Genomic DNA, 16,785 nt, shown 5'->3' with positions numbered 1-16,785 from the left:
TATGAAGGAGCAGTGGCGCTTTGCGTCACTGCTTCTCTTTTTGGTTTTATCTCCTGATACACTTGGCGATAGCAATACAATCAAAAATCAAGTTAAAAAATCAAATTAAAATGAAAATATTAGTCATGGGTGGTACTAGATTCATCGGTATTTCACTGGTGAAGTTACTCGTATCCCAAGGTCATGAAGTAACTTTATTTAATCGCGGGAAAAAGCCCTCACCCGTTGCAGGACTACGCACGATTATTGGCGATCGCACCGATCCACAGCAATTACAAGACAAACTTAGGGGCGAATCCTTCGATGCCATTTTTGATAATAATGGTCGCGAACTCAGTGACACTCAGCCCCTTGTCGAAATTTTTCGCGATCGCCTCCAGCATTTTGTCTATATGAGTTCGGCAGGTGTATATCTCGATAGTGATATTTTGCCCTATCGCGAAACCGATGCCACCGATCCCAAAAGCCGTCATAAGGGCAAACTTGACACGGAATCCTATCTGCAACAGTTGCACTCCGAAAATGGATTTCCCTACACTTCGATTCGCCCGACCTATATTTATGGTCCTCAAAATTACAATGATGTGGAAGCTTGGTTTTTCGATCGCATTGTCCGCGATCGCCCTATTCCCATTCCTGGTAACGGGCAATTTATTACTCAACTCGGTCATGTTGAGGATCTCGCGAGGGCAATGGTAGCGGTATTAGGTAATCAACAAGCGATCGGCGAAATTTATAATATTTCCGATAACCGTTACGTTACTTTTGTCGGACTCGCCAAACAATGTGCGATCGCGGCTGGTAAAAATCCCAGTCAACTCAATTTTGTATATTACAATCCTAAGGATTTTGACTTTGGCAAAAAGAAAGCTTTTCCCTTTCGCTTGCAACATTTCTTTGCGGCGATCGCCAAAGCCAATCAAGACCTACAATGGCAACCAAAATACGATCTCGTATCTGGTTTAACAACTTCCTTTGAACTAGACTATCTTCCCTCTAACCGCCATCAAGCGGATATTGATTTTGCAACGGATGCACAAATTTTAGATAGCGCCAAATAACACCTATTCCCAAAATGGCAACGCCATTTTGGGAATCTCAAAACCTTACTGGGTTTGGTTTAGATATCAATCAACCGCAAGAGAAGAAGATCATTAAATTCTTTTTCTCACTTTCATGATTTTTCAAGTCAATGAATTAAGAGCTTCTATTATTATATTTTGTTATATTTTGCAAAAATACAAACCCCTAATCTACTAATTTCAAAAGAACTATGTAGCTAGTCCAAAGCAACAATAAAATTCCAAAAGCCTTAGCGCACCCGTAGTCACACCAAGGCTTTTTCTTTATTTTTTAATTATACAATTTATACCAATTCCCAAAAGTGTGGCTACACTTTTGGGAATTGAAAACCAAACCCAGTAAGGGTTTTAAAATCACAAAATGGCTACGCCATTTTGTGATTTGGTATTACAAATTAACCGACTTGACAAGCAGAATATTATATAGTTTAGATCTGAGATAAATTATGATTTCAAAAAAGCATCCCCCCATTCCCAACATTATTTATCGGCATGATCAATCCACGTAATATTTCCTATGGTTCGATTATTTATCTCATAATTCTATTCCTAGGATATACAGTTGTAGGATATATACTAGCCGCCTATAATGTTAATCTACTTATTCTAATTGGAACTTATCTAATTACTTTAAGATTAGCGCAAACGGGAAGTTCTTCAATCAGTTTGGCGATCGCATGGATCTCTCTATGGCTGTGGGGTGGAGTATTTGTATGGGCAAGACCACTTATTTTAGGAGAGATCAACCCTCAAACCGTCGCTTTATTATTACTATCATGTTGGATACATATCACCAGCATGATTTTCTTATTAGCATTTGCTCAGCCCAGAATGTATAGAATTGGACTAGACAAACAAAAGTCTATTTATGGCTTAATCATTCTTGTTTGGTCAGCAATGAGTATCGGCTGGCATATTTACCAACGAATTTCATCATTATAACTAACCATAATTATAAGTAGCTGGGTACAATTAAATATAAAACTCCAAAAGCTGTAGCGCACGTGCAGCGTGCGCTACAGCTTTTGGAGTTTTACAACAATTCACAAAAGTGTTGTTACACTTTCGCGAATTAAAAATCAAACCTACTAATGGTTTGAAAAACTAAAAATGGCTACGCCATTTTTAGTTTTGGTATTAATTACACCTAGCAAGTTAAATAACTATTAGTAAACAAATATTATGAGTCAGATGCATAGAAATTACATTTCAAGGGATGCCGATTATTATATGCATCAGATTCCTTTGCCAATCCTTGAAAAATTAGATGAAGAAGAAAAAGCTAATCTAAAATCAGTAATTAATACGGCAATCCCCCAACCATCACCCAAGTTGATCGATCTACGCTTTGCGATCGATGTAATATTTACCCGCTATTTTGTTGTGTTAATGATTGGCAAAGATCGACGCAAACAACAAAGATCCTATGAAGTCAATGGTATTACCAAATTCGCTAATGTAGTCGCGGCAATCTTATTGATTATTGCCATGAGTTTACTCATTAGTACCGTTACAATTCTCATTCTATATCTGATTAAATCTGCCTTAGGAATAGATTTGTTTAAAGGACATATTACAAATGTTTTGCTTAACAACCAAAAGTAACTAAGCATATAAACTTAAAACCTAGAAGAACGTACCGCCCGCGTAGCGGGCGGTACGTTCTCTGGTTTTGGTTTTTAATTATGCTGAACTACTTAACCAAGAAAAAAGGGAATTGAGAAGTCCAGAACATACCCAAACATTCCATAAAAAAGCGCACCCTTTGGGTACGCTTTTTTGTTGATTTATAGCTACAGTCACTTGACTTAGGACAAATCAAAGCCCAAGAATTGACTGGCGGCGCGAAGCGCCGCCAGTCAATTCTTGGGCTTTATGTCCTAGTACAATTGGCGACAGCTATAGAAAATTTCCAAGGATTGGGAATCGCTATATTTTGAAGTTAACAAAAAGCACCAAATCTACATGCGACCACGCAGCATTTGTGCCATTTCGTTGGGTTTTGGAGAATTCTCAACGGCAGTTTCCTCCGTAATCCGACCATCTTCATACAGTTTATAAAGGGATTGATTCATATTCACCATTCCCTCGTAGGTACATTTAGGAATGATCGCCTCAATCTCATCCACCTCACCACGCTTGATATAGTCGCGCACGGCATCGGTATTGATCATGATTTCATGAACCGCCGCCCTTTTCCCATCCGTAGTGCGAACCAATGACTGGGCAATAACTCCCACCAATGACTCGGCAACCTGAATTCGCATTGGGCTCTGTTGCTCTGGTTCGTAGAGATTCAGAATCCGTTCGATGGTTTTTACAGCACTATTCGTGTGCAGGGTTCCAAATACTAAGTGACCTGTTTGAGCAGCTTTAAGGGCTGTATTTACAGTTTCTTTATCGCGCATTTCCCCAATCAGAATGATGTCGGGATCTTCACGTAAAGCTGCCTTTAGTGCATTATCAAACTTGAGAGTATGAATACCTACTTCCCTCTGCTTGATCAGTGCTTTTTTACTTTGATGTACAAATTCAATCGGATCTTCAATAGAAATTAAATGCTTCTGCATTTCGGTGTTGATGAAGTCCACCATCGCCGCCAAAGTAGTAGATTTACCCGACCCCGTTGGTCCCGTTACAAGGATTAAACCTTTGTGCGTATAGCAAAGTTCACGGAATACTTCTGGTAAGCCAAGCTGATCGATTGACAAAATCTTTAAGGGAATTAATCGCAATACCATCGCTGGTCCCCGCAACGAATCAAAAATATTGATCCGACAGCGAGCAAATTCGTACTGGGTTGCACCGTCAAACTCTAAAGTGTCTCGAAATTGCTGGATTTGCTTATCATCCATAATTTCCGTCAGCCAAGTGTCAAATGTCTGTTTGTCGGGAACAGGATATTGCTCCTGAGTCACCATTAACCCCCGACTCCGAAATCGCACTGGTTCGTTAACTCCAGCATGAATATCCGAACATCCTTGCTCGTGGGCATCTTTGACAATTTGCGCTAGGGTCGGCTGTCCTGAACTGCGCTGCAAAATCGACGGAACACCTAGTCCTGGCAAATTTGGCGGTGGACCCGGACGAATTGGTGGACGTGGGTTAGGAGGAGGTGGCACACTCGTCACTTGCGTATCTGTCGGAATCGCCATCTGGGCTTGACGGGCTGCGGCCGCGGCCCGAGCCTGTTGAGCGGCTTGAGCCTGCTGTAGTTGCGCAGGAGTTAGCGCTGCGCGAGCTTGTTGTGCAGCCTGTGCCTGAGGATTGGGAGGTGCTTGAGGGTTGTTTGGAGGAGCGACACGCTGCTGGGCGGGGGCGGCAGGGTTAGTACGTGGCTGTGGCACACCGCCGCCAGAAGAAGGGGGCGGTACGGGAGGCATCCCAGATTGCGTCATAGTTGAACCTCGTTCTTAGTCAGTTTCTGCTATTTGACCTAGAAATAACCAATCCTGTTACTTAATAGGCTAAAAATATATTAGCCCTTGTAAATACTATCCTCAAATAATTAATGAATATTCTCAGTGCACTTCGAGCTAAACCGAGTGCAGATAATCCCAAAGCTTCTAAGCAATCTACCCCCAAGCAAACTAAAGGCATTGAAATTAAGTCTCAACGTGAGTTGGACTATATGCGCGAATCATCTCGGATTGTGGCGACAGTCCTCAAGGAAATTTCGGAAATTATTGCCCCTGGCATGACCACGATGGATCTTGATGCCCATGCTGAGAAGCGCATTCGCGAAATGGGTGCAGTTCCTAGCTTTAAAGGATATAGCGGCTTTCCTGCTAGCATTTGTTCCAGCATTAATAATGAGGTCGTCCACGGCATACCCAGTGCGAAAAAAGTAATTAAGCTGGGCGATCTTGTCAAAATTGATACTGGTGCTTTTAAGAATGGCTTTCACGGTGACTCTTGTATTACCCTAGCAGTTGGGAATGTCAGCGAGAAGGCTGCTAAGTTGATGAGAGTTGCGGAAGAGGCTCTGTATAAGGGGATCGAGCAGGTGAAGCCTGGCAATTGTATGCTCGATTTAGCGGGAGCAATTGAAGATCATGTGAAGGCTAATGGGTTTGCGATCGTTGAAGATTTTACGGGGCATGGTGTAGGTCGAAATCTCCATGAAGAACCTTCGGTGTTCAATTTCCGCACCCACCAGTTGCCTAATGTGCGGTTTCGTCCTGGAATGACTTTGGCGATCGAACCAATTCTGAATGCTGGCTCTAAGCGAGTGCGGATTTTGGCAGATAAGTGGACGGCGGTGACGGTTGATAACCAACTTTCGGCCCAGTTTGAACATACGGTTTTAGTAACCGAGACTGGTTATGAAATTTTCACCGATCGCACTAAAGTCTGAAGTCTAAAGTCTAAAATCTAAAATCTAATCGTATCAATCGCGTCAATCGCTTCTGATCGCGTCCAATCGAGGTTAAAAACCATCAAAAAGCTTTGCATCGCAAAGCTTTTTGATCGAAAACTATGGGAATCTATGCAAACTATCTTTCTAGCTGGCTCTAGCCGTGGTGTTGGTCGAGAAATTGCCAAACTACTGTTGGAAAATGAGCCCCCACTGGTACGCTTAGTGACCCTGCTCCGCAACCCAACCTATGCCGTGGAGTTGGAGGCTTTGGGAGCAAAGGTCATGTTGGGCGATGCCTTAGACAATCCGACCCTCGAAGCGGCGATGTCGAATTGTGGCGCGATCGATGCGGTCATTACGACTATGGGTGGCTTGCCCAGCGATCGCGGCGAACGAGCCGACTGTGAAGGCAATAAAAATTTGATCGACCTTGCGGTCAAGCGCGGAGTCAAAAAGTTTATTTTGGTTTCATCGATCGGCAGTGGCAATAGTGTGGTGGCGATCGCGCCACAGGTTTTGCAGGCTTTAGGGGCAATTCTCAAGGAAAAAGAAAAAGCCGAGCAACATCTAGTTAACAGTGGATTAACCTATACGATTATTCGTCCTGGGGGGCTGAAATCAGAAGCAGCCACGGGGAATGCGGTACTTACGGAAGATCCGACAATTTCAGGTATTATTCATCGTACCGATGTCGCCCGCCTAGTTTGTGATTGCTTGAATTCTGACAGGGCAAATAATAAAGTTTTATCAGCGATCGATCGCCATATGCTCTTTAAGCCAGTACAGTTTGAAATATTCGATCTGTAATTTCAATCTGTATAGCCATAGTCAGTAATGTTAGGACAAAAATCAAACCCAATAGAGAGTGGCGGCGCGAAGCGCCGCCACTCTCTATTGGGTTTGATGTCCTGACTTAAGTGAATATAGCTATAATTCCAATCTGTAATTTCAATCTGTAATTCCAATCTGTGATGAGGTTATGCAGGAATATATTGTTAAAGCTGGGGATACTCTATCGGCGATCGCCAAACGCTTTTTAGGTGTCAATGGTGATTGGCGCGAGATTGCTCGGATCAATAACATTACCAATCCTGCAAGTTTGCAAATAGGGCAGCGATTGATGATCCCCAACGCCTCAAGCCCTCCAATTACCCAAAGCCCTGAAGTTGCCATGGTCAGGAATACCCTACAGGCGGTTTATCCACCCAATAAAATTGCCATTTCCTTTACGACCGTTGGCAGTGATGTAATTGCCAAATTGCTAAATACGGGGCAACAAGAAGTTTTTGCTAAAACAAAAGATTTGGGGCTTTACCGCTTAGGAATCTTTAAACTGCGTGACTTCATTACCTACGGCTCTGGCTTACTCCAACAAGTGCAGATGAGTCCATCGGAAATTAATGTCATGTTAGTCACTGCCGCTAATGAGGGCAGTCTTGATGCGATTAATACTTGGGACAATCAATATTTGAGCTTTGGCATATTTCAATGGACATTGGGAGCGGCTGGGCAACAGGGAGAACTACCTGCTTTTTTGAGCAATTTAAAAAGGCGCTATCCTTCCGAATTTCAATATTACTTTGGGCAGTTTGGCGTTGATACTAGCTCTTTAGACGGTAATACAGGTTGGCTCTCGCTCAATGGGACGCGGTTGGTAACTGAATCCGACAAAAATTTGATGCGACAACCAATTTGGGCTTTACGATTTGCGATCGCGGGTATGGATGCTCTCGTGCAATCAGTGCAGGTAGTCCACGCTATTTCCAGACTCGATCGCTTTTATTTTACGCCTACCCAAACCTTACAGGGATTTTCGCTATCCCAACTTTTAAGCTCAGAGTTTGGTGTTGCCCTTCTCCTCGATCATCATGTCAATCGCCCCAGTCATGTCATTCCCTGCGTTGCCGATGCAATTTCGCGATCGGGGCTAACACCTGCTCAAGTGGCTCAAGGCTCAGCCGATAACGAGGCGCTCATCATTCAGAATTATTTAACCCTACGCGAAACCTTTGGTGGGGCAAATGCCATGACCAAATCTCGTGAAAGGGCTGAACTAATCAGAAAAGAGATTACTACGGGTAATTTGTCCCCCCAAAGGTTTTCCTTCCGCTCAAACCGCCAAGCAAGATCCTCCGCTTAGCTTTTTGCCGCTTGATGCAGTGCCTTACCATTCTTTTCTGAGATTTTGCATACTAATACAATTGCTGCCGCCAGTTTTGTTAGGACAAAATCAAAACCCCAAAGAGAGTTGCCGCGCTCCGCGCGGCAACTCTCTTTGGGGTTTTATACCAATTCCCAAAATGGCATTGCCATTTTGGGAATCTCAAAACCTTACTGGATTTGGTGTCTAATTCACAAAAGTGTTGTCACACTTTCGTGAATTGATATTATGTCCTGATACAGTTGGCGGCAGCTATAAGTAGCTAGGCATAATTAAAGCCCAAAACCAGAGAGCGTACCGCCCGCTACGCGGGCGGTACGCTCATCTAGGTTTTAAGTGCTACTTAGTGGCAAATTTAGCGATAACTTAAAATCTCAAAAACTCTCAAAAACTCTCAAAAATATCAAGGTCTTAGCTCAAATTGACTAGGTAATCTGCGCTCAGGAATAGACAATTGTCCTGCTGTCTGGGGCAATATTTGCCCTCCCACAGCCTTAGGATACTTTGAGTCAAGTAAGCGTGAATCTCGGTCTTCCCATCGGCTCCGAATAGGACTTAGCTCTACTGGTGTGGATACTAGTGACAAACTACTCGCGTTATTTGCTAGAGGGCGATCAAAATTAGACTCGTAAGCACGACTACTGATATACACTTTTTGTCGCAACGCCGCAATTCTTAAAGCTATCCGCTCGTCAGCATCAGCGGAAACCATTAAAGGATCGCGCATTGAATTATAAACACGATCTACTTTTGTATATAGGCGTTTGCGATCGCTAACATTCACCTTAGCGACATAAGCGGGTCTTCTTAAATCACCGATCTCTTGCTTTACTTGGGCTTTCACCGTCGCGATCGCCTCTTCCTCATCAAGCAAGAATGAAGTTTTAGCATCGCTTGAACTTTGAGGAGAGGATTTTGTTGAATCACTTGGCTTAGATACGGGACTCACCTTCGGCAGTTTTATACCCGCAGGTGAAGGATTGACTCCCTCTAAGGCCTGCTTACCAAATTTGTATGACACTAGTCCCGCCACTGTACCTACGACTATCATGGCAAATAGCAGTAGTAGACTATAACTTAGTCTAAATTTCTTAGGTGACTTTTTTTTCTTGCGTAAGCGTTTTTCGGGTTGGGGTGTTGCCATCACAAACTTTTTTAGCTAATAATTGCTATCAGGCAACCTGCAAGGTGCTTCCTTGATAGCATATAATACTTACGGCTATAATCACAATATACCCAAGGTTGGCTGACTGGTAAAGCAAACGACTCATAATCGTTGATATGTCGGTTCGATTCCGACACCTTGGATCAGGCACACCAGCCTATACAACTAAATCACACCTTGTAAGTGTTTACATTAACGATCGTGTAACCATCCCTACCCCAATCAAGAAAACCTTGCTGAACAATGTAGACTTGATGACGGGTAATTTAGCCTTGATGAAGGCTGAATCACTCTACTAGTGAGGAGTCTGTAGACTATGTAAGATTTTCTCAAATTTTAGCTAGTGGCAATCAAGAACCTGATTTAGACAGTTCCACCCATACCCTCGATAAATGTGTCAATCAAAGACTTAATCTTCTCGGATATGCGATCGATGGTTGCTTTGCGTTCTAAGATTTTGGGTTTAAAGTTGAGAGCGCTGATAATCTCTTGCTCTCTTGGTAGACGGTTGGCGAAGGCATAGTTATTAATGAGCTTGGATAGCTCTTCAGGTGCAATATTTTCAGTGGTGCAGAGTTCGGCTAGGGCTTCAGATTTTTTGGTTAGCCAGTAGTCCTCAAAGGCTTGTTCTGGATTTTCATGGGGTTGAAGTTGTTGCAGATTATTTTCGATGAATGTTTCGATTAGGGCGCGTTTGCTGCGTAGTTGGACTTCACCTGCCATGAGATCGAGGATTTCTTTTTGACGTTTTTGGGCGGCGGCGGGATCGGTTTTGCTCATGCTTCTCAAGAGGTTGAGAATGTAGGCGACATTAATCTCATCACGATGGATTAAGCTCAGTTCAAAGTCCACTTCATCGAGGATGGATGGTTTTTCGGTGTTGCGTTCTTTCTTTACGCTGTCATAGACATCGAGATATTTACTTTTGTAGTCCTCAAACTTTTGGGCTTCAAGGGTGAGGTCAGTTTCTTCAAAGTCGGCAAAGGTAGTCAGGACGTTTTTGAGGCGGAGTAGTTCTCGAAATTGGGTGACAAATTCTAGTTGGGCGGTTTCATCTGGTAAGGTGTCTACGCTTTTGATGGTGGGAGTTATTTTTAATAGCGCGATCGCAGCTTCATTAAATTGAGTTACATAGTCCTCATAGGGTTGGACTAGCACTGTTGCTTTTGCATCTTTGTCAGAGAATAGTGCGATCGCGTCGTCAGTGGCTTTTTTGAGGTTACGGAAACAAACGATATTGCCCTGCGATTTTTTATCATTGAGAATGCGATTGGTGCGGGAGAAGGCTTGGACTAGTCCGTGAAACTTGAGATTTTTATCGACATAGAGCGTATTTAGTCTGGGGCTGTCAAAGCCTGTTAAGAACATATTCACCACGAGCAAAATGTCAATTTCGCCTTGTCTGACGCGCTTAGAAATGTCTTGAGCGTAGTTATAAAAAGCTTGGCTGTCGTTGGCACTATGTTTGGTGTTGAAGAGCTTGTTGTAGTCAGTGATGAATTGATCGAGTTTGTCGCGATTGTTTTGGTTGATTTTTGCTTCGCTTGGAATCTCTATCGGCTCCTCATCGATCATGCCGTTAGCATTTGGGTTTTCTTCGTTGGCGGCATAGCTGAAGATGGTGGCAATTTTTAGTGGTTTAGTTGCTTGAGCTTGTTGATTTTGGAATAGTTCGTAATATTTGATCAGGGTTTCGATATTGCTGACGCAAAACATGGCGGTGAAGTCTGGGGCTTTGGTCTTTTGAGCGTGATGTTCCAGAATGTAGTCCACAACTTTTTCAAGTCTGCGTGGACTTTCGAGCATTTCTTTGGTATCGGTTTCTTCTACAGCAATATCGAGATCGTTAGCGCCTTTTTTCTTTCTTTTTGTCTTACTTTTTTGGTTGGGAGTTGAGTTACTGGTTTGATTGGTTTTGCCCACATACTCGACGGCAAAGCGCAGCACGTTCTCATCCTTGATCGCGTCCACGATGACATATTTATGCAAGCATTCACCAAATAGGGATGCGGTGGTTTGTTGATGTTCTTTTGTGCCAAAGGCATTGTCTGCGAGGATCGGTGTGCCTGTGAAGCCGAACATTTGGCAGTTGGTAAAAAACTTTTTGATATTTTGGTGGGTTTCTCCAAACTGGCTACGGTGACATTCATCGAAGATAAACACAAATTTTTGATCTTGGAGATGTTGGATTTTGTCGAGATAGCGTCCTTTAACGATCGCATTGTTGAGCTTCTGAATGGTGGTGACGATGAGCTTAGTGCTGTCGTCATTTAGTTGGTTGACAAGGTTATGGGTGTTAGTGGTGCTGTCTACACTGCCTTTAGAAAATTCGTTAAATTCCTTAGCGGTTTGGTAATCGAGGTCTTTGCGATCGACGACAAATACAACTTTGTGGACTTGGGGCGATCGCATGATGATCTGGCTTGCCTTAAAGGAGGTGAGAGTTTTGCCTGAGCCTGTGGTGTGCCAGATGTAGGCGTTTTTGGTGCTGGTTTTGACCTGTTCGACTAGGGCTTCGGTTGCGTAGACTTGATAGGGACGGAGGACTTTGAGGATGTTGCTAGCGGTGATCACGATGTAGTGGGTGATCATTTTGGCTAGGTGACAGGTGCGGAGAAAGGTGTCGGCAAATTCGCTGAGGTCAGAGATGCGATTATTTTCTTTGTCTGTCCAGTAAAAGGTTTGTTGGAAGGCTTGATATTTGTTATTTGCGAAGTATTTTGTATTTACGCCGTTGCTGATGATGAATAGCTGCACATATTGAAATAGCCCTGCTCCTGCGTCATAGGATTCATGTTGGTAGCGGTTAATTTGATGGAAGGCAACTTTTAGCTCGGAGCCGCGTTTTTTGAGTTCGATCTGTACCAGTGGCAAGCCGTTAATGAGGATGGTTACGTCATAGCGATTTTTACGTTTGCCTTCGATGCTGATCTGGTTAGTGACTTGAAACTCATTTCTGCACCATTCATCGCAGTTGAGAAAGCTGATATAAATTGTTTCGGCGGGTTTACCGTCTGTAGCTTCACGTTTGAGGGCATATTTGTCGCGGAGTATTTTGGCGCGTTCGATGACTGTGCCTGTGTTGAGGTGGTTGAGGATGAGGTCAAATTCGTTTTTGCTGAGGGTGATGCCGTTATGAATTTCTAGCTGTTGCTTGAGGTTGGCAAGCATGGCGGCATGATCTTTAATTTTGACTCTTGTATATTTCAGGCTTTGGAGTTGATCGATTAAGGCGGCTTCTAGTTCGGCTTCGGGTTGGGTGGTCATGGTTGATATTTTCTAAGTATCTGTTCTAATGTTAAAGGCTATGATATTTAGATGGGCATAAGTAGGTTGTTGGAATGATTGTCATTGTCGAAAAGGCGGATCATAATTTTTCTGCTTATGTCCCTGATCTATTGGGATGTGTGACTACGGGAGAGACGATCGCAGAGGTCGAAAAAAATATTAAAGAGGCGATCGCTGGACATTTGGAGGTGATGCGCGAATATGGCGATCCTATTCCTGAGCCGTCATATATTCATGAGCTTGATAGTCCCGCTAATATTATTCTTCAGGTGAATGTTCCTGTTGGCGATCGCTGATTTCTTGTTTTAGTTCTTCAATATAAGCTTGTATATTCTCAATCTCGCTAAAGCCTGATAAGCCACTCTGTTTTATTTTTTGCAAGGTTTTTAAACATTGCTCTTTATCTATTCTTAGGTCGTCATCTTTGTTGGTCATATCGATATCTCTACCTGTGTCTTTGTCACGCTCAAATATTAAGGCAATTTCTTCATCGCTGTAACCATCGCTTAAACGCAGTTGGTCAAAAAGGGGCTGTTTTGGTTGTTGCAAAGTTTTTCACCATTAATAAACATCTGTAGGGGTTTAGCATTTGCGCGACTATTTCTAATTTCTCAACTGTTTTTAATCGCAAATACTGAACCCTCTCCGCTTTAAACAAACATCTGTTGTAATAAGCCTTGTTTGTATTGTTTTACTATGTCGAGATAGATCTGAGCTTCGGTAATTTTTTCGTCAATAGAAGTTAAGAAATCAGCGATTTTAGTTTGTTCTTTAATTGAAGGAAAATTTAATATTACAGTTGCAATATCAGCTTGTCCAATAGTAGTCATGGTTGTAGTTTTTCCTCTTGTTACAAACTGTCGTCTAATTTGTGGGTTTTTCAATAAATAATAAAAAAACATTGGATTAATTAAGTCTTTTTTTGGACTCATTCTTATTAAATGTCCATCAAAAGTAACATCTTCAGATCTTCCTAAATATACATTTGAATGTGCTATCCCCTCTTTCACTAGAGAAGATCGTGTAAAAAATGTGTCGCCATATTTAACTTTATTTCTGTTAAATTCATCTTCACTTAGTTCAACTAGATTTAATTTAGTATCGTCAATAGTTGAATCAATATACATATCTAAGACATTGATTAATTTGTAACCACTTCCTACTTTGCTTGGATCATTAAATACTCCATTCGTAAAACCAGATTCACTTACATTTAACAAACTATCCTTTTGCCAATCTGGGAAATCACCATCGCCATCATCTTTAAAGCGCAATTCTTGGCTAAAAACCTGCTGCATCACACCTTTTTTATAACGTGCTAACAATTCACATTTTTGCATGAGTTGTGAGATTTTTTCATCTACAGCGATGAGAAAGTTAGCGATTTTACTTTGTTCTTGAACTGTTGGAGTGTTAAATATTAATGGTCTTAAAACTTGAAGATTTATATTTCTTTGAGCGTTTTGTGTTGCTTTTGAGTCTAGTTCTTCTTTTTTAGTATCAATCGCATATTTAAGCCAAACAGGAACAGCACAATTTTGAAGTGCTTGTATAGCAACAACACTGTCGGTACAAGCAACTTCAAAACTAGTTATTGTTGTATCTCCAATATTTGCTGCAATTGTTACTAAAATTGTGTCTTTAGGAAATAACCTACTAACTTTTAATCCATCTTCGTTTAATGTTTGACTAAATTTTGTTAGATATAAATCAGAAGAAACAATATCTCCAGTTTGAACAAATGGAATATTTCCACCAAAATATTTTGGATCATTTCTTGGACGAACTGAAAACTTCCCCCGTTCAACATTTGCTATTTCTTCTAACTTCTTCACTTCCAAATCTGGGAAATCTTGCCCGTTTTCATCCTTAAATCTCAACTTAGGCACACTCATCTATTCCCCTTCCTCAAACTGCAACAAAGCACGCTCACGCAACAACTCAACCCTTAACTCCTCCTCAGACGGCAACAAAGGCAAATACTTCGATGCAAACAACTGTTTGCGATCCGCCAGAACAGAATACTTCGCCACCGCCGCCGACTTCTCACTACACAAAATTAGCCCAATCGTCGGATTATCATCCTCACCCTTATAGTGCTGATCATAAATCCGCACATAAGTATCCATCTGTCCCACATCCTGATGACTCAACCGCCCCAACTTCAGATCGATTAACAAAAAACACTTCAGCTTGAAATTGTAAAACACCAAATCCAAATAAAAATCTTGATCCTCCACACTAATCCTTTGCTGACGCGCCACAAACGCAAAACCGCGCCCAAGCTCCAACAAAAAATGCTGCAAATTATCGATCAAACCCTGCTCGATCGCACTCTCCACCAAAGCCGTCACAGGCAAATTTAAAAAATCCAAAATATAAGGATCGCGCAAATAGTCCTTAATATCAGGCTTTAACTCATCAGTCTTCGCGATCGCCTCACCAATCACAGGCTCCTGATCCGCACTCGACAATAAACGCTCATAGTACAAAGTCCCAATCTGTCGATCCAAAGCCCTCACACTCCAATTATTTGCCACAGATTCCGCAATATACCAATCTCTTGCCTTGGGGTTATCCACCCGCATCACCTTGCAATAATGACTCCAACTCAATTTAGGAGACAGTGTCTCGCAAATTGGAAAAGTTAAATAAAACTGTCGCATATTGCGTAAATTGCTAACATCAAAGCCCTTACCAAACTCAGCTTGCAACACCTGCGATAACTGCTCTAACTGCTTTTTGCCATACCCCGCCCTAACTTGCCCCTGCTGCTCATACTCCACAATCAAGCGCCCCACCTGCCAATAGGTCAGCACCATCGCACTATTCACAGTCTGAGCAACAGCCAAGCGCGAAGCCGTCACTATTTGCCGAATATCGTCTAAAAGTTGAGAAGGGATACTATCAGTCATGCTCGATCATCAAAATGGCGGCTCAATCCCTAACTCATCACAGAATGACGCAATCTTAGCATCCGTCACCTTGCTTTGCTGGTCGATCGCCCTCAGTTGCAAAGCGATCGCATCAAGATCGATCGACTCCTCCGCCTCAAACGTATCCACATAACGGGGAATATTCAAATTAAAATCATTGCCCCGAATCTGCTCAATACTCGCCACATAGCTAAATTTATCCTCATTAACCCTTGCCTTATAAGTCTCGACAATCTTCTCAATATGCACAGGACGCAACACATTTTGAGTCTTCACCTTATCGAAATGCTGACTCGCATCAATAAACAAAATATCGTCAGGGCTACGACGGCATTTCTTAAACACCAATACACAAGTCGGAATACTCGTACCGTAAAAAATATTCGCAGGTAAACCAATCACCGCATCCAGACAATTCATCTGCTCGATCAAATATTGACGAATGTGCCCCTCAGCCGCACCCCGAAATAACACCCCATGCGGCAACACCACCGCCATCGTGCCATCATCTGCCAACTGAGAGATCATGTGCTGCACAAAAGCCAGATCCGCCTTACTGCTCGGCGCAAGCTTGCCATAAACACTAAAGCGATCGTCACTCATGAATAGCTGACTCGCACTCCACTTTGCCGAAAATGGCGGATTCGCCACGATCGCATCAAAACGTAAATCTCGATGTTGCGGATGCTCTAGCGTATCCTCTAGCTTGATATCAAAATCTGCATAATGCACATCATGCAAAATCATATTCATCCGTGCCAAGTTATAAGTCGTGCGGTTCATCTCCTGCCCATAAATCTTGTCAACCTGAGCCGCCTCACGCTTCACCCGCAACAATAGCGAACCACTGCCACAGGTCGGGTCATAGACCGTTTTTAGATTGGGCTTCTCACTAGTAACTAACTTCGCTAACAATGTCGAAACAGGTTGCGGTGTATAAAACTCTCCCGCCTTTTTGCCTGCACCACTGGCAAATTCACCAATCAAATACTCGTAGGCATCACCTAACACATCAGCATTAGTATCATCGAGCCTGAAGTCAATTTTATGGAGATGTGACAAAATCTTAGCTACTAAATCATTTTTAGCTTTCTCGGTTGCCCCTAGCTTCGATGAAGTCAAGTCTAAATCTTCAAACAAGTTACTAAAATCATCAGCGCTCTCAGTCCCCAGCGTACTCTGTTCAATATTTTTGAGAATCTTAGTCAGATCCGCCAAAATAAAGTTATGACTCTCCCCCTCATTATTGGTGTCTAGTTGGTTATTGCCCTTAAGTGCGATCGCCTTAAAAAGTTCTGAAGGCTTTAAAAAATAACCTAAAGCCTCAACCGTCGCTTTACGGACTTCCTCAATAATTAACGCCCCTTCCTCATCATCTTCCCTGAGTGACGCAAACTTAACACCATCCGCCTCTAATACCTCATCAGCAAAGCGTTCAATTTTCTCAGAGAGATATTTATAAAAAATAAACCCCAGCATATAATCCCGAAATTCATCGGCATTCATTTTGCCGCGCAATTCATCGGCTATCTTCCAAAGTTGCTGCTGTAGCTGACGACGTTGCTCTTCTGACATAGATCCTACTAACTTTTAGCAAGCATCATGTTACCACCGTCAAGAATCCAAGTGAGATTTTGTGCTAAAACAGCTCAATGTCGTAACGCAAACAGGGAGCGTACGCTTATAGAGCCAAAGATGAGTGGCGGCGCTTTGCGCCGCCACTCATCTTTAGGAATGGAGAAAATTTAGCAAATAAATTTTCGTGTTTTATTTAGGTCTTAACTGTGCTGACG

15 protein-coding genes and 1 tRNA gene are annotated in these 16,785 nt (G+C 42.5%); 9 read left to right on the top strand and 7 right to left on the bottom strand.

Translation table 11 applies throughout. The annotated features are described in order from the left end of the window. The first annotated feature begins 110 nt into the window (after positions 1 to 110). From PseudUWO310_RS02670 to PseudUWO310_RS02660, 3 genes are all read left to right on the top strand, one after another. Positions 111 to 1,061 (top strand): NAD-dependent epimerase/dehydratase family protein, encoded by a 951-nt coding sequence (locus PseudUWO310_RS02670; protein WP_190315883.1) that lies wholly within the window; start codon positions 111 to 113, stop codon positions 1,059 to 1,061. A 513-nt stretch (positions 1,062 to 1,574) separates the two neighbouring features. Further along, positions 1,575 to 2,024: a hypothetical protein gene (locus PseudUWO310_RS02665; RefSeq protein ID WP_142598781.1), complete on the top strand. Its 450-nt coding sequence runs from the start codon at positions 1,575 to 1,577 to the stop codon at positions 2,022 to 2,024. Between the two features lie 240 nt (positions 2,025 to 2,264). Then, a complete protein-coding gene (locus tag PseudUWO310_RS02660; protein WP_142598779.1) occupies positions 2,265 to 2,687 on the top strand; it encodes a hypothetical protein in 423 nt (140 codons plus the stop codon). Between the two features lie 356 nt (positions 2,688 to 3,043). Here PseudUWO310_RS02660 and PseudUWO310_RS02655 read toward each other — a convergent pair whose 3' ends face one another. Beyond that, the gene (locus PseudUWO310_RS02655; protein WP_009625159.1) at positions 3,044 to 4,480 is read right to left on the bottom strand and encodes a type IV pilus twitching motility protein PilT; all 1,437 of its coding nucleotides are present in this window, start codon (positions 4,478 to 4,480) and stop codon (positions 3,044 to 3,046) included. Between the two features lie 113 nt (positions 4,481 to 4,593). Here PseudUWO310_RS02655 and map point away from each other — a divergent pair, with 113 nt between their 5' ends. The 3 genes from map (at position 4,594) to PseudUWO310_RS02640 (ending at position 7,582) form a co-directional block, all read left to right on the top strand. Beyond that, positions 4,594 to 5,439 (top strand): type I methionyl aminopeptidase, encoded by an 846-nt coding sequence (gene map / locus PseudUWO310_RS02650; protein WP_142598777.1) that lies wholly within the window; start codon positions 4,594 to 4,596, stop codon positions 5,437 to 5,439. A 132-nt stretch (positions 5,440 to 5,571) separates the two neighbouring features. After that, positions 5,572 to 6,249, top strand: a complete 678-nt coding sequence (locus tag PseudUWO310_RS02645; protein ID WP_142598775.1) for an SDR family oxidoreductase — start codon at positions 5,572 to 5,574, stop codon at positions 6,247 to 6,249. A 172-nt stretch (positions 6,250 to 6,421) separates the two neighbouring features. After that, complete coding sequence (locus PseudUWO310_RS02640) at positions 6,422 to 7,582, top strand: LysM peptidoglycan-binding domain-containing protein (protein WP_142598773.1); 1,161 nt, start codon at positions 6,422 to 6,424, stop codon at positions 7,580 to 7,582. A 424-nt stretch (positions 7,583 to 8,006) separates the two neighbouring features. On the opposite strand, the gene PseudUWO310_RS02635 is transcribed toward PseudUWO310_RS02640, so the two are convergent. Next, a complete protein-coding gene (locus PseudUWO310_RS02635; protein WP_190315882.1) occupies positions 8,007 to 8,654 on the bottom strand; it encodes a hypothetical protein in 648 nt (215 codons plus the stop codon). 185 nt (positions 8,655 to 8,839) lie between these two features. Between PseudUWO310_RS02635 and PseudUWO310_RS02630 the strand changes: the two genes are divergently transcribed. After that, positions 8,840 to 8,911, top strand: a tRNA-Ile gene (locus PseudUWO310_RS02630). Further along, positions 8,885 to 9,067 (top strand): hypothetical protein, encoded by a 183-nt coding sequence (locus tag PseudUWO310_RS02625; RefSeq protein ID WP_142598769.1) that lies wholly within the window; start codon positions 8,885 to 8,887, stop codon positions 9,065 to 9,067. The genes PseudUWO310_RS02630 and PseudUWO310_RS02625 overlap by 27 nt, the downstream gene beginning before the upstream one ends. 64 nt (positions 9,068 to 9,131) lie before the next feature. On the opposite strand, the gene PseudUWO310_RS02620 is transcribed toward PseudUWO310_RS02625, so the two are convergent. Then, positions 9,132 to 12,035, bottom strand: coding sequence for a type I restriction endonuclease subunit R (locus PseudUWO310_RS02620; protein ID WP_142598767.1), 2,904 nt, complete (start codon positions 12,033 to 12,035; stop codon positions 9,132 to 9,134). Positions 12,036 to 12,109: 74 nt separating this feature from the next. Between PseudUWO310_RS02620 and PseudUWO310_RS02615 the strand changes: the two genes are divergently transcribed. Next, the gene (locus tag PseudUWO310_RS02615) at positions 12,110 to 12,352 is read left to right on the top strand and encodes a type II toxin-antitoxin system HicB family antitoxin (protein WP_142598765.1); all 243 of its coding nucleotides are present in this window, start codon (positions 12,110 to 12,112) and stop codon (positions 12,350 to 12,352) included. Here PseudUWO310_RS02615 and PseudUWO310_RS02610 read toward each other — a convergent pair. The 4 genes from PseudUWO310_RS02610 to PseudUWO310_RS02595 all read right to left on the bottom strand — a co-directional run bounded on the left by PseudUWO310_RS02610 (position 12,315) and on the right by PseudUWO310_RS02595 (position 16,567). After that, positions 12,315 to 12,605, bottom strand: a complete 291-nt coding sequence (locus tag PseudUWO310_RS02610) for a hypothetical protein (protein WP_142598763.1) — start codon at positions 12,603 to 12,605, stop codon at positions 12,315 to 12,317. The two genes, PseudUWO310_RS02615 and PseudUWO310_RS02610, sit on opposite strands and share 38 nt — an antisense overlap. A 101-nt stretch (positions 12,606 to 12,706) precedes the next feature. Then, the gene (locus PseudUWO310_RS02605; protein ID WP_142598761.1) at positions 12,707 to 13,951 is read right to left on the bottom strand and encodes a restriction endonuclease subunit S; all 1,245 of its coding nucleotides are present in this window, start codon (positions 13,949 to 13,951) and stop codon (positions 12,707 to 12,709) included. Further along, positions 13,952 to 14,971, bottom strand: a complete 1,020-nt coding sequence (locus PseudUWO310_RS02600) for a YhcG family protein (RefSeq protein ID WP_142598759.1) — start codon at positions 14,969 to 14,971, stop codon at positions 13,952 to 13,954. A gap of 9 nt (positions 14,972 to 14,980) precedes the next feature. Next, positions 14,981 to 16,567: a type I restriction-modification system subunit M gene (locus PseudUWO310_RS02595; protein WP_142598756.1), complete on the bottom strand. Its 1,587-nt coding sequence runs from the start codon at positions 16,565 to 16,567 to the stop codon at positions 14,981 to 14,983. Positions 16,568 to 16,785: the final 218 nt, after the last annotated feature.

The organism is Pseudanabaena sp. UWO310 (assembly GCF_006861605.1).
Lineage (GTDB): Bacteria > Cyanobacteriota > Cyanobacteriia > Pseudanabaenales > Pseudanabaenaceae > Pseudanabaena.
Note: the sequence above shows the minus strand (reverse complement) of the source record. Positions and strands in the feature narration are given on the sequence as shown.

Excerpts from the sequence above, each read along its gene's own strand:
- PseudUWO310_RS02645 (WP_142598775.1), top strand. The coding sequence starts at position 5,572 with ATGCAAACTATCTTTCTAGCTGGCTCTAGCCGTGGTGTTGGTCGAGAA.
- PseudUWO310_RS02670 (WP_190315883.1), top strand. The coding sequence starts at position 111 with ATGAAAATATTAGTCATGGGTGGTACTAGATTCATCGGTATTTCACTG.
- PseudUWO310_RS02625 (WP_142598769.1), top strand. The coding sequence starts at position 8,885 with ATGTCGGTTCGATTCCGACACCTTGGATCAGGCACACCAGCCTATACA.
- PseudUWO310_RS02640 (WP_142598773.1), top strand. The coding sequence starts at position 6,422 with ATGCAGGAATATATTGTTAAAGCTGGGGATACTCTATCGGCGATCGCC.
- PseudUWO310_RS02655 (WP_009625159.1), bottom strand. The coding sequence starts at position 4,480 with ATGACGCAATCTGGGATGCCTCCCGTACCGCCCCCTTCTTCTGGCGGC.
- PseudUWO310_RS02620 (WP_142598767.1), bottom strand. The coding sequence starts at position 12,035 with ATGACCACCCAACCCGAAGCCGAACTAGAAGCCGCCTTAATCGATCAA.
- PseudUWO310_RS02615 (WP_142598765.1), top strand. The coding sequence starts at position 12,110 with ATGATTGTCATTGTCGAAAAGGCGGATCATAATTTTTCTGCTTATGTC.
- PseudUWO310_RS02635 (WP_190315882.1), bottom strand. The coding sequence starts at position 8,654 with ATGATAGTCGTAGGTACAGTGGCGGGACTAGTGTCATACAAATTTGGT.
- PseudUWO310_RS02600 (WP_142598759.1), bottom strand. The coding sequence starts at position 14,971 with ATGACTGATAGTATCCCTTCTCAACTTTTAGACGATATTCGGCAAATA.
- PseudUWO310_RS02595 (WP_142598756.1), bottom strand. The coding sequence starts at position 16,567 with ATGTCAGAAGAGCAACGTCGTCAGCTACAGCAGCAACTTTGGAAGATA.
- PseudUWO310_RS02660 (WP_142598779.1), top strand. The coding sequence starts at position 2,265 with ATGAGTCAGATGCATAGAAATTACATTTCAAGGGATGCCGATTATTAT.
- PseudUWO310_RS02665 (WP_142598781.1), top strand. The coding sequence starts at position 1,575 with ATGATCAATCCACGTAATATTTCCTATGGTTCGATTATTTATCTCATA.
- PseudUWO310_RS02605 (WP_142598761.1), bottom strand. The coding sequence starts at position 13,951 with ATGAGTGTGCCTAAGTTGAGATTTAAGGATGAAAACGGGCAAGATTTC.
- map (WP_142598777.1), top strand. The coding sequence starts at position 4,594 with ATGAATATTCTCAGTGCACTTCGAGCTAAACCGAGTGCAGATAATCCC.